Genomic DNA, 12258 nt, shown 5'->3' with positions numbered 1-12258 from the left:
TACATGGAGACGGTAGATGTTTTACGTAGATGCGGCGTGATTGCTATCTTGCGAGGAATAGATAATGATCGAGTAGTGCCTATCGTGCAAGCGTTGTATGAAGGTGGAATAAAAGCAGTCGAAGTAACGCTAAACCATCCGGATTCAATGAAGTCGATTGCCCTCCTTGAAAATGAGTTCGGCAAAGAGATTTGTATTGGAGCGGGGACCGTTTTGAATGAGGATTCTGCACGGGCAGCTATTTCTGCAGGGGCGCGCTTCATTATTTCTCCATCGTTAAATCTTCAGACGATTGAAATGACTAAACAGTTAGGTGCTGTTAGTATTCCAGGTGCTTATACTCCAACAGAAATTTTGACGGCATATGAAAATGGTGCTGATTTCGTGAAGGTATTCCCAGCTACAGCTTTAGGACCTGGCTTTTTAAAAGACATGAAAGGTCCGCTTCCTTACATACCACTAATCCCGACTGGCGGAATAAACGTTGAGAATGCATTTGATTTCTTACAAGCTGGTGCTGTAGCCATTGGTATAGGGAGTTCACTCGTTGGCGCATCCCAAAAAATAGATCAAGAGAGTTTAGCAAGTGTGAAAGAACGAGCTCAAGCGTTTATGAGTGAATGCGGGAAAGCGAAAGAACAAGGAGTTTGGAGTGCGTAGTGTGTTTTATAATCCACGAACATTCGTTTAGAAAAAAAGCCGAGATATGCCTGAAAGCGGGTCGCGAGCAAAAGTAGCTTATGCTGGAATTTACGGCTTTTTCACTCGAAGCGGGTGTTTGTTCAATCATTTACGGAATAAGGAAAAGGAGTGCTGGTAATGAAAAAAGTTATTCATCCAAGACCAGAAGTGAACCAAGTCCTTATTAACAAGTTTAAGGACATGGAACAAGTATTAAGCCTTTCTTGTGTGGTAGGGGATGCACAGGAACGTAATCAGATCATGCGAAGCGATATGAAACCAAGATCTGTAAATAAAAAAATTATTGGACCAGCTTTTACCGTGAAATTAACGCCGGGTGACTTGATTGATTACCTAGAGGTTTTCAACCATATTCAAGAAGGTGATGTGTTAGTGGTAGATGCATTCGGAGAGACGGAGACCTCGGTGCTCGGCGGATTAATGTGCGGACTTTGTAAAGCTGCAGGTGTAGCAGGCATCATCGTAGATGGATCCGTGCGTGACACAGACGAAGCTAGAATGCTGGACGTTCCGGTTATCTCTAAATCTGTTAGTCCCCGTTCAACACACTCCCCTGGCTCCCAAAGAACAGAACCATTTGAATTTAACACAACAATCGTTTGTGGCGGAGTAGTTGTAAAACCTGGAGATCTAATTGTAGGGGATGAAATCGGAGTAACTGTCGTTCCGCATGACGATCTAGAAGAAGTTTATATAAAAGCAAAAAACCAGGCAGCGGTTGAAGAGGCTGCAAGAAATGAGATATTAAAAGGAAAAACAGCAGACGAACTGTTAGCGCAGTTTGGCCGGTTATGATATGAAGAATTAACACTTTTAATAGACTAGACAGGAAAGACACTTTGTGTGATTTGCTGTCTAGGATTGATTTAAGTTATTCATTCCGAAAACTCCTATTCACTGCATCGTACACCAACCCCCTAATCTCATATTTTACCTATTATAAAGCACTTGGGGATAAACAGTATAAGATCATTTAAACTCTTATTACTGATGTTTACAGAATAAAAATTAAATCTTATGAGTCCTCCGAAACAGTGAAGGGCTCATTTTCATTTTCTTCGAGAATATTCTGCTGAAATAAAATCCATTGTTGTATCCGCATCTCACCGCAATATCTTCAATTGTATAGTCAGTTTCTAACAAAAGTGTGCGTGCTTTTCTTAATCGTAACGAGGTTAGATACTCAACGGGCAACACGCCTAAACTCTCTTTGAATCTTCTCGTGAATTGTACGGGACTTAAGTTCAATTCGTGTGATAGAGCCTTGATCGTCATATTTGAAAAAGCGTGTTTGTTGATATGATCTAATGCTTTATGAATGATGTGGTCATATATTTTAGGTTCATCCTCTAATGTCCCCAGATGATTATCCATACTGTAAGTTTGAAAAAGGTCACTAAGCAGGTGGGCTTTCCACTTATTACTTTGAACACTCTCGTCAAATGCTATATTCTTCAACCGTTCATACGAAGTAGACAAGCGTACTTCATCCTTCAACTTCAACAACCCCACAGGCATATGTTCTTCATCCAATCCTTTGAAAGAAAACTGAAAAAAGTGAAACTGTAACGGTGTGATAGCCCTACGCTTCAACGGAATATTCGGTGGACAAAGAATAATATCGCCAAACTCTGCTTGTCCACTCTTTCCTAACACGTTATAGTCGAATGTCCCATCCATGATACAGAAAACACTGTAATGAGGGTAGGTATCCTCAGACAGGATGAACTCTTCGATATGGTTCCAGTAGGAATGCTGCTGTATTTCGATATCATGTATCCGCCATAACTCTGCCATCATGTCCACCATCTCACCTGAAATAAAGTATATATACATGATAATTCAGTGCATGTAAAAAGTGGAGTGTTTCTTGTATCATAAAAACAAATTAATTTGAATGTTTAGAAAACACATAAATGTAAGCGGTTAATTATATTTGACACACGAAACTATACAGAGAAGGGCTGATGAATTCATGAAGATAACAGGAATTGAGATCAAACAGTATTTATTACCACTAGATCCTCCATTTAAAGCAGCATGGGATCCAGAACCACGAAAGAAATTTGCTACAACGGTTGTTTATGTGCACACGGATGAAGGTATTACTGGTGTTGGTTCAGGCGACTTGATGATGGGATTCGAAGGACACGAACATCTGTTTATTGGTCAAGATCCTTTTGCGATCGAACGTCACGCTCAAGTGATTGAAAACATTGACTTCCATTATGGTCGCTGCTGGCCGTTAGACCTTGCCCTATGGGATCTGATGGGGAAAGCAACGGGACAGCCGGTTTATAAACTTTTAGGTGGTAAGACGAATAAGCTTCTCGCTTACGCTTCAACAGGAGAAATCGTCACGCCAGAAGAACGAGCAGAGCGAGCACTGCGATTTGTGGATCAAGGCTTTAAAGCAATGAAGATTCGTTTTCACCATAAAGATGTGAAAGATGATATAAAGGTAGTAGAAGCGGTACGTAAAGCAGTTGGTGATAAGCTTGAGATCATGGTGGATGCCAACCAAGGCTGGAAGATGCCATGGGATGTGGAGCGAACATGGGATTTTAAAAAGGCACTTCAAGTCGCGCAAGAACTAGAGAAACTGAACGTTTTCTGGTTAGAAGAGCCACTCCCGTCTCATCAGTTTGGATTGATGGCGAAGCTTCGTGATAAAGTTGATATCCGAATAGCGGGTGGTGAGATGAACCGTAATTGGTATGACTTTAGAGAGATGGATAAAGTTCAGTCACTCGATGTGTATCAGCCAGACGTGGCATTAGCTGGTGGGATTACAAAAGTGAAGAAGATCGCAGACCTTGTGCAAGGAAGCGGAGCATGGTTCAGTCCTCATACGTGGACGAACGGAATCGGATTGCTCGCCAATCTCCATCTAGCCGTTGGGGTTTCGAACTGTCCGTATCTTGAGTTCCCATATGATCCGCCAGCTTGGAGCAACGAACGACGGGATTATGTGCAAAAAGAAAAATTGATGATCGATTCTGAAGGATATCTCGTAGCTCCTGAGATGCCAGGACTTGGCATCGTATTAGATGAAGAGGCGTTAAAGAAATATGAAATCAATCATTTTTACGTTGGAGAGAGCAACAAGACGTATCAGACGACCTAAGAAAATAAGAGGTGAGCGCAAAGTGCAAACATATAAAGCGTATATAAAAGGTGAGTTTGTTGAGAGCTCAGACTTTTTAGAAGTGAACTATCCGGCAACAGGAGAACTTGTCGCAAAAGTTCCTGCTCTAACTAAAGAAGATACAGAAGAAGCGATTGAGGGCGCACAAATAGCTTTTAAGGAATGGAAAATGACGCCTTCTTATAAGCGGGCAGAGTATGTGAGTAACCTGCTGACGCTCATGAGAAAAGAAGAAAACTTAGCGGAAATAGGAAGAGCGATCACACAAGAAACGGGTAAGCCGTTTGATGCAGCAAAATCAGAAGTCTTTTACGGAGCGGATCTTGGTGAGTACCAAGCACAATGGGCGAGAAGGATTGAAGGCTCAGTGGTTGATAGCGATAGTACGAACGAAAAGATTCTTACGTATAAAGAACCGCTTGGTGTCGTAGTAACTATCATTCCTTGGAACTTCCCGATCTACGTGTTGATGCGTAAAGTAGTGCCCGCATTAATCGCAGGAAACACGGTCGTGATCAAGCCGAGTATTAAGTCACCTGTTTCCGCACTAAAGCTAGCTGAACTGTTTGATGAAGCTGGGTTTCCAAAAGGTGTTGTGAACGTTGTGACCGGACTTGATGATGTAGTCGGTGAAACACTAACCTCTTCTTCAAAAGTGAACATGGTGACGTTCACGGGAAGCACGAAGGTGGGCCGACATATCGGAGAAAAGTGTGCGGCAAATATGATTCGTACATCACTTGAACTTGGCGGGAAAGCACCAGCGATCGTGATGGAAGACGCAGATCTTGAGCTTGCAGCGAGTGCGATCAAAGGCGGACGACTCGCAAACAGTGGGCAAGTGTGCAACAACACGGAACGCGTGTATGTGCATAACAGTGTGAAGAAGAAGTTTACGGAGATGCTTTTAGAAAAGTTTCTAGAAGTAAAAGTTGGAGACGGACTGGAAACACCAGATATCGAGATGGGTCCGCTTATTAGCAGGAATGATGCGAAGCGGGTTCATAGTCTCGTTGAAGGTGCTGTCGCAGAAGGCGCTAAGATTCTGTGTGGCGGCAAGATTTCAGAGGAGCTCGGTGATAGCTTTTACCCGCCAACACTATTAGATCATTGTCATCAAGGGATGAACATCGTACATGAAGAAGTGTTTGGGCCTGTTCTTCCGATTGTTACGTTTGAATCGCTTGATGAAGTAATTGATATGGCGAACGACTCACAGTATGGATTAACATCTAACATCTATACGAACAACTACAAACATGTGATGGAGCTGACGTCACGGCTTGAATGCGGAGAAGTATACGTGAACCGCCAGCAAGGTGAAGCGTATCAAGGCTATCACGGCGGATGGAAGCAGTCTGGAGTCGGTGGAGATGACGGCAAGCACGGATTTGAGGAGTTCCTTCAGATCAAAACCGTTTATATGAAGTATTAAGTAAAGAAGGTGTCATCTTGAGAGAGATGAGGATCGAAGAAGACGCTTTTGGCTCAATTGAACTGCCGAAGGATGCTTTATACGGAATTCAAACGGTGAGGACGATTCAGAATCTATCATTCTCGAACCGGCCACTACACCAATATCCTGCTTATGTAAAAGCACTTATTGGAGTGAAGAAGGTAGCAGCGTTAGCCAATAGTGAGACAGGGTTGCTTGCTTCAGAAATTGTGGATGCTATTACACTTGCTTGTGACGTTATTTTAGCGGGTAATCATCTCGAACACTTCTTAACTGATGTTCTTCACGGCGGTGGTGGCATCGGAACGAACATGAACGTCAATGAAGTGATCGCGAATCTAGCAAACGAAAAACTGGGGGTAAAGCGGGGCAGTTATCACCCTGTTCACCCGATTGATTCTGTGAATTTATCACAATCCACATCGGATGTTTGTCATACGGCCATTCGAATTGCGATCATTCATGACTTTCAGAACCTTCATCGAGTGGTAACGCAACTGATTGAAGAACTAGAAAATAAGGTTAAAAGCTTCAGAGATGTAACGACGATTGCACGTACTTGTCTTCAAGATGGAATGAGAACAGAGCTCAGTGATTTTTTTAGCGGCTATGTTTCCATGTTGAGTAGAAGACTAACTTCTTTAGAAAAAAGGATCGACCAACTTTATTTTATTAATCTAGGTGGAACGGTCATTGGCTCAGGACTCGGGGCATCTCCCGAGTACCGTGCTGTCGTTTTAAATAAGCTGTGTGAAGTGATAGAAATGCCGTTAGGGTTGCGAGAGAATTTGTACGATGCAGCGCAGAATATGGATGATCTAGCCGCAGTTTCAAGTGAACTTCGTCTACTCGCAACATGTTTGATCAAGATAGCAAAAGATTTAAGGTTATTGTCATCAGGACCTGAAGCTGGATTCGGTGAGCTCCAGCTGCCAGCGGTGCAAGCCGGTTCCTCCTTTTTTCCTGGAAAAGTGAATCCAGTCGTACCGGAAACGTTGATTCAATGCTGTTTTCAAGTATTGGGAAGTGACAGAGCTGTTCAAGCCACACTGGAGCATGGTGAGCTGAACCTTAATGTGTTTGAAGGGACTGCGGGCATCAACATTTTGGAAGCGTTATCAATGTTAAGGAGTGCGATAACTACATTTCATAAAAATTGCATAGCGAGGTTGGACGCGAACCGTGAGAGATGTGAAGCGCTCTCCAACACGTTCATCCCTGTCATCGTCGATCTGAAAGAACAACACGGCTACGCTGCTGTTTCCACATTACTAAAGGAACATGGCAGAGAAGGTGTGAAACATTTAATGAGTAATGGAGGCGAGAGTAATGACACAAGTAAATGAAGAAGTATGTTTTAAAGGAATTCATCAGCCAAAGTTAGAGTGGACAGAAAACTGGTTACAAGAAACGAAGAAACTTTACATTAATGGCCAGTGGGTGGATGCCACAAGCGGAGAACTTATCACTTCTACAAATCCTGCGAACGGAAAAGTAAACGGCACGTTTCAGAGTGCAACAAAAGAAGACATTGATCAAGCTGTTGAAGGAGCGCGTTATGCGTTTGACCAAGGGCCATGGCGAACGGTTTCCCGAAAAGAGCGTGCTAAGATTTTACGTCAGATCAGTGCGTTGATCGCTGAACATCAAGCTGAACTTGCGACACTTGAAACGTTGGATAACGGTAAGCTCTACACCGAATCATACCAAGATGATGTGCAGGAAGCGTCGGATATCTTCGAGTATTATGCAGGCTGGACGGATAAATATTACGGTGAGAACAATCCAGTTGATGGTGACTTCTTAAGCTACACAACGCGTGATCCGATCGGAGTTTGTGCTCAAATCGTACCGTTCAACTTCCCAATCTGTATGGCAGCTTGGAAACTGGCGCCAGCTCTTGCGATGGGGAACACGGTCATCTTAAAACCATCGAGCACAACCTCGTATTCGGCGATTCGCCTGTTTGAAATTATTCATGAAGCAAACATCTTGCCTCCTGGTGTGCTGAACTTGATTTTAGGAAAAGGGTCGATCGGATCTCATCTGAGCCGTCACATGGACGTGGATAAAGTGTCCTTCACTGGAAGTACAGGTGTCGGAAAGCAGCTTGTTCATGATTCAGCAGACTCTAACTTAAAGCCAGTCACACTTGAGCTAGGCGGAAAGTCACCGAACATCTTATTCAGCGATGCACCGGACTTGGATGCAGCGATCGAACGCTCGTTTTATGGACTCTTCACACATAAAGGAGAAAAGTGTTCGGCTCCGACTCGTTTGTTAGTCGAACGTGACATTTATGAAAAAGTGGTTGAGAAAATCGCGGAGTACGCAAACAGCTATACGTGCGGAGATCCGTTCCATCCAGATACGCATCAAGGTGCACAGGTAACGAAGGAACATATGGAGTCTATTCTTTCTTATATTGAAAGTGGAAAAGAAGAAGGAGCGCGTCTTGTTGCTGGTGGAGAGCGAGATGTTGAGGGTGAGAACGCTAACGGCTATTTTGTTCGTCCGACGATTTTTGCGGATGTCCACAACAAGATGAAGATCGCGCAAGAAGAAATCTTTGGTCCCGTTCTTTGTATCATTCCTTTTGATACAGAAGAAGAAGCGGTGTCGATCGCAAACGATACGATCTACGGATTGGCCGCAGGTCTTTGGACGCGTGATGTATCTCGCGCAAACCGAGTAGCACGACGGCTAGAAGCAGGTATGGTCTTTATCAATAAGTACGGATGCTATGACTTCGCAAGTCCGTTCGGCGGTTGGAAGCAGAGCGGATGGGGCAAGGAATATGCTGTACATTCACTACAATCGTATACAAAAACAAAAGCAATCTGGATTGCCTTTTAAAAAATTCATAGAGAAGATGAGGGAACGAGCGATGAAAATGAAGGCGGCTGTTATGACAGGTGTTGGAATGCCTCTTAATATTCAAGAGGTGGACCTAGCGGAACCAAAAGCCAATGAAGTGCTTGTCAAAATCGAGGCAACGGGTGTTTGCCATAGCGATTTAAATGCAGTGAATGATGCAACGACACCAATTCCAACCATTTTAGGTCACGAAGGAGCGGGAACGGTTGTGTCAGTTGGGCCAAACGTCTATAAAGTGAAGCCAGGTGATAAGGTGGCGCTCAGCTGGGTGCCATATTGTGGAACGTGTGAGTTTTGTGTAACAGGAGCTGTCCATTTATGTGAATCCGCTTTTGGGCCGATGTTTGATGGCACATTACTCGATGGAACGTCTCGCTTGAGTCGTAACGGTGAGAAGATCTATCACAATTCTCTCTTATCTACTTTCGCTGAGTATGCGGTAGTGCCTGAGTTGTCTTGTGTAAAATTGCCGAATGAGATGCCACTGCCACAAGCTTCTTTAATAGGCTGTGGTGTGGCGACAGGTTACGGAGCAGCGGTTAATGCAGCAAAAGTAACACCTGGCTCGACAGTCGCTGTTTTCGGAATTGGTGGTGTTGGGGTCAACGCTATTCAAGGAGCTAAGATTGCAGGTGCTTCCAAGATTATTGCCTGTGACGTAAAGCCAGCCAACCTTGACATCGCAAAGCAATTTGGTGCGACGCATACAGTGAACGTGACCGAAGGGGATGCATCTGAAGCTCTGCGGAACTTAACGGGCGGGTTTGGTGTGCATTTTGCGATCGACTGTTCTGGCAATACGCGTGCGACAGAAAGTGCGTGGAATGGAACGCGAAAAGGTGGAACGGTCGTAGTAGTTGGCGCCTTCAATCCTGCTGCAGCCCTCAATCTTCCAGCAGGAGGCTTTCATCGTGTTGGTAAAATACTAAAGGGAAGCTTCTACGGTGACACACAGCCTTATCGTGATTTTCCGACGATTGCGCAGCTCTATTTAGATGGAAAGTTCAAACTAGATGAGCTGGTTCTTGATCGTATCTCTCTTGATGATATCAACAAAGCGTTTGACTCGTTTCATGATTGCAACTGTATCAATGTGGGGCGATCGGTGATTGAATTTCCACCGGCAGCACCCATTGAAACGGCAGATAAAGTTGAAGTACAGATCGAAGTGACAAAGTTGTCTCTGTAGAAGTGAAATGAAGGAGGAAGTTAGATGAGTACACCATTTGAGTTTGCACCTAAGACCCGTGTTGCCTATGGCATCGATCGCTATCTTCAAATTGGAAATGATGTTAAACGTCTAAGCGGTGAATCTAAAGCGGTTGTTGTAACAGATCCAGGCGTAGTTGGCGTTGGTCTCGCGGATTTGGTTCTAAAAGCGCTTGAAGAAGGCGGTGTGGAAACACGTCTGTTCAGCAACTTGCAAAGTGATCCGAGTGCGGATTCAATTGATGAAGCAGCTGAGGTGATCAGGAGCTTCGGTGCCACGTGCGTGATCGGTCTTGGCGGCGGGTCTGCGATGGACGTAGCAAAGATGGCAGCTCTAGTTGCGGGTGGCGAACAGCCTGCGATGCATTACGCTTTGATGGCAAATCCTTTTCCTTTTAAAGTAATCAAAACGATCATGCTGCCGACCACATCAGGAACAGGAGCAGAAGTGACGAGTACAGTCGTGTTCTCCACGCCAGAAAAACGCAAAGTATGGGGATGGGATGAAAACATGGCTCCGGAACTCGCTATTTTAGAACCGGAATTCACGAAAGCACTACCTGGATTTTTAACGGCCGCAACAACACTCGACGCACTCGTTCATGCGATAGAAGCATGTACGGGAAAACGATCGAACCCATTCATTGAAGCGTTGAGTCTGCAGAGTGTTCAGTTAATCGCAGAGAACTTTGAAAAAGCGTTAGAGACACCAGATAATTTAGTAGCGCGTGGAAATCTAGCTTTAGCTGCAACTCTAGCTGGGATGGCCATAGAGCAAGGAGGAACAGGCATCGCTCATTGCATCGGTCACGCGCTAGGAACGATTGGACGCATCCATCACGGGCGAGCTGTGGCGATCGCGTTGAATGTGGCGTATGCATGGAACGCGGAGAAAGAGGTAAGAATTCATGCGAAGATCGCTAAAGCGATGGGCGTTGATGGAGCCGGCTTAACTGAAAAAGAACTGGCACTAGCTGGAGCGGAAGAATATAGTAGACTCGTTGAAGTAAGTGGTTTGAAGCTTTCGTTGTATGATGATGGATTAACGAAAGAGAACATCAGACAGCTTGTGGAGACGATGCAATCGGGAGAAAATGCACCAATGTTAAACAATAACTGTCGAGAAGCAAGTGTAGACGATCTCCAAAGATTTGCGAATAACATCCTAGAACTTCAACCTTTAGAAGCATAATTTTTTTTGTAATCGCTTTCTGATTTTAAACGTTTGTTTAAGGATAAGGGGGATGAAAGGGATGAAAAATATTCGTCACAGTGTGTTTTGGCCACCATTTTTACTTTTAGTAGTAGCGGCTGTTTTGAGTTTTACAAATAGAGAGTGGTTTATTAAGACGGCAACTGATGCCAACAACTGGCTTCTAGCAAACCTCGGCTGGCTGTTCAGTCTAGGTGGAATGCTGATGCTCGTGACCGTAGTAGGTGTTTACTTTTCACCACTCGGTAAAGTGAAAATCGGTGGAAATAAAGCTGAACCATTGTTAAAGCTTCGCAACTGGATCGCGATTACGTTATGTACAACGATTGCAGCTGGTGTAACGTTTTGGGGCTTTATCGAGCCGATCTATCATCTAACAGCACCACCAGAATCACTCGGAATTAAGGCAAACAGCGCGGAAGCAGCCGTTTTTTCTATGTCCACGATGTACCTGCACTGGACGGTAACGCCTTACGCGATCTATTGTGTTCCGGCACTTATGTTTGCATTTGCTTACTACAACATGCGTAAGCCGTTCTCTCTAAGCTCCACGCTCGCTCCACTTTTAGGTGATCGTGTATCAGGGGGCTGGGGAAAAACGGTTGACGCTCTTTGTTTGTACACGCTCGCACTGGGTATGGCAGCGGCGATGGGGACGACGATTTTGAACCTTGCCGGAGGAGTGAATTATCTAACCGAATTGCCTAGCAATCCAACTATGTGGGCGGTAATCGCGGCGGTCGTTATGATTACGTTCGTAATATCAGCTTCAAGTGGTTTGATGAAAGGCATTCGTATCCTTTCTGACATTAATATGAAAGTGTATGTAGTCGTTATTCTTTTCTTATTTATTGCAGGACCAACCGCATTTATCGTGAACTTGGGAACAGAGTCTTTCGGAAATTTCTTATCTAATTTCTTTGAAAAGAGTCTGTTTACCGGAGCTGCAGCTGGCGATCAATGGCCACAATGGTGGACGGTATTCTACTGGGCGAACTGGTTTGCTTGGGCAGCAATCACAGCACTATTCTTAGGTCGAATCTCGTATGGATATACAGTTCGTGCATTCATTCTAGTAAACTTCGGTCTGCCATCCGTGTTCGGTGCGATCTGGATGACGATTTTCGGCGGAACATCCATCCACCAGCAGATGACAGAAGGCAAACTAGGCGATATTCTAACAAACAGCGGACCAGAATCCGTTCTCTATTCCGTACTATCTGATCTGCCATTGTCCTTTCTTCTTATTCCGTTTTACTTATTCATCGTATTCATCTCATTCGTGACCGCAGCCGATTCCAACATATCAGCTATGGGCGGAATCAGTGCGACAGGCATCACACCGGAAAGCCCAGAGCCAGACTTCAAGATAAAAGTCGTTTGGGGAGTAGCAGTAGGAACAATCTCCTGGATCATGATCTCCTTCGCAAAGATCGATGGGATTAAGATGCTTTCAAATCTTGGAGGAGTGCCAGCGTTGTTGCTATGTTTGTTTATTGTAGTGGCGCTTATTAAAGTGGCGCGTGCACCAGAGAAGTATGATGTGAGTGAAAGAGATTCTGATGGTGACGAGTATTCTAAGGGTATGAAGGATGTAGGATAAAGAACAAAATGGAAGCACCTAAATTTTATGAACTAGGTGCTTCTTTTCTA

The 12258-nt window shown here is 44.4% G+C and carries 10 protein-coding genes; 9 read left to right on the top strand and 1 reads right to left on the bottom strand.

Annotated features, from left to right (window positions below):
* Nucleotides 1–3: 3 nt before the first annotated feature.
* Both ACNJYY_RS19655 and ACNJYY_RS19650 read left to right on the top strand, forming a co-directional pair.
* Complete coding sequence (locus tag ACNJYY_RS19655; RefSeq protein ID WP_416729789.1) at nt 4–660, top strand: bifunctional 4-hydroxy-2-oxoglutarate aldolase/2-dehydro-3-deoxy-phosphogluconate aldolase; 657 nt, start codon at nt 4–6, stop codon at nt 658–660.
* A 159-nt stretch (nt 661–819) separates the two neighbouring features.
* Nucleotides 820–1497 carry an RraA family protein gene (locus ACNJYY_RS19650; RefSeq protein ID WP_416729788.1) on the top strand — a complete coding sequence of 226 codons (678 nt, stop codon included), beginning with the start codon at nt 820–822 and terminating at the stop codon, nt 1495–1497.
* A 213-nt stretch (nt 1498–1710) separates the two neighbouring features.
* Here ACNJYY_RS19650 and ACNJYY_RS19645 read toward each other — a convergent pair whose 3' ends face one another.
* Nucleotides 1711–2502 carry a helix-turn-helix domain-containing protein gene (locus tag ACNJYY_RS19645; RefSeq protein WP_416729787.1) on the bottom strand — a complete coding sequence of 264 codons (792 nt, stop codon included), beginning with the start codon at nt 2500–2502 and terminating at the stop codon, nt 1711–1713.
* Nucleotides 2503–2677: 175 nt separating this feature from the next.
* On the opposite strand from ACNJYY_RS19645, the gene ACNJYY_RS19640 reads away from it, so the two are divergent.
* The 7 genes from ACNJYY_RS19640 (at nt 2678) to ACNJYY_RS19610 (ending at nt 12208) form a co-directional block, all read left to right on the top strand.
* Nucleotides 2678–3829, top strand: coding sequence for a mandelate racemase/muconate lactonizing enzyme family protein (locus ACNJYY_RS19640; protein ID WP_416729786.1), 1152 nt, complete (start codon nt 2678–2680; stop codon nt 3827–3829).
* Nucleotides 3774–5285: an aldehyde dehydrogenase gene (gene aldA, locus ACNJYY_RS19635; RefSeq protein WP_416729785.1), complete on the top strand. Its 1512-nt coding sequence runs from the start codon at nt 3774–3776 to the stop codon at nt 5283–5285. Before ACNJYY_RS19640 ends, aldA begins: the two co-directional genes overlap by 56 nt.
* A gap of 26 nt (nt 5286–5311) precedes the next feature.
* Nucleotides 5312–6652, top strand: coding sequence for a lyase family protein (locus ACNJYY_RS19630; RefSeq protein ID WP_416731915.1), 1341 nt, complete (start codon nt 5312–5314; stop codon nt 6650–6652).
* Entirely contained in the window at nt 6636–8162 is a 1527-nt protein-coding gene (locus tag ACNJYY_RS19625) for an aldehyde dehydrogenase family protein (RefSeq protein ID WP_416729784.1), read from the top strand. Before ACNJYY_RS19630 ends, ACNJYY_RS19625 begins: the two co-directional genes overlap by 17 nt.
* Nucleotides 8104–9372: a Zn-dependent alcohol dehydrogenase gene (locus ACNJYY_RS19620; RefSeq protein ID WP_416729783.1), complete on the top strand. Its 1269-nt coding sequence runs from the start codon at nt 8104–8106 to the stop codon at nt 9370–9372. Before ACNJYY_RS19625 ends, ACNJYY_RS19620 begins: the two co-directional genes overlap by 59 nt.
* Nucleotides 9373–9396: 24 nt before the next feature.
* Nucleotides 9397–10584 (top strand): iron-containing alcohol dehydrogenase, encoded by a 1188-nt coding sequence (locus ACNJYY_RS19615; RefSeq protein ID WP_416729782.1) that lies wholly within the window; start codon nt 9397–9399, stop codon nt 10582–10584.
* Nucleotides 10585–10645: 61 nt separating this feature from the next.
* The gene (locus ACNJYY_RS19610) at nt 10646–12208 is read left to right on the top strand and encodes a BCCT family transporter (protein ID WP_416729781.1); all 1563 of its coding nucleotides are present in this window, start codon (nt 10646–10648) and stop codon (nt 12206–12208) included.
* Nucleotides 12209–12258 lie beyond the last annotated feature (50 nt).

The sequence above is a fragment of the Fictibacillus tiangongensis genome, assembly GCF_048083785.1.
Lineage (GTDB): Bacteria > Bacillota > Bacilli > Bacillales > Fictibacillaceae > Fictibacillus.
This window is presented reverse-complemented; position numbering and strand designations above follow the sequence as displayed.

Bases quoted from the DNA above. Each gene is read 5' to 3' on its own strand.
- ACNJYY_RS19655 (WP_416729789.1), top strand. From the start codon at position 4: ATGGAGACGGTAGATGTTTTACGTAGATGCGGCGTGATTGCTATCTTG.
- ACNJYY_RS19650 (WP_416729788.1), top strand. From the start codon at position 820: ATGAAAAAAGTTATTCATCCAAGACCAGAAGTGAACCAAGTCCTTATT.
- ACNJYY_RS19645 (WP_416729787.1), bottom strand. From the start codon at position 2,502: ATGATGGCAGAGTTATGGCGGATACATGATATCGAAATACAGCAGCAT.
- ACNJYY_RS19640 (WP_416729786.1), top strand. From the start codon at position 2,678: ATGAAGATAACAGGAATTGAGATCAAACAGTATTTATTACCACTAGAT.
- aldA (WP_416729785.1), top strand. From the start codon at position 3,774: ATGAAATCAATCATTTTTACGTTGGAGAGAGCAACAAGACGTATCAGA.
- ACNJYY_RS19630 (WP_416731915.1), top strand. From the start codon at position 5,312: ATGAGGATCGAAGAAGACGCTTTTGGCTCAATTGAACTGCCGAAGGAT.
- ACNJYY_RS19625 (WP_416729784.1), top strand. From the start codon at position 6,636: ATGACACAAGTAAATGAAGAAGTATGTTTTAAAGGAATTCATCAGCCA.
- ACNJYY_RS19620 (WP_416729783.1), top strand. From the start codon at position 8,104: ATGCTGTACATTCACTACAATCGTATACAAAAACAAAAGCAATCTGGA.
- ACNJYY_RS19615 (WP_416729782.1), top strand. From the start codon at position 9,397: ATGAGTACACCATTTGAGTTTGCACCTAAGACCCGTGTTGCCTATGGC.
- ACNJYY_RS19610 (WP_416729781.1), top strand. From the start codon at position 10,646: ATGAAAAATATTCGTCACAGTGTGTTTTGGCCACCATTTTTACTTTTA.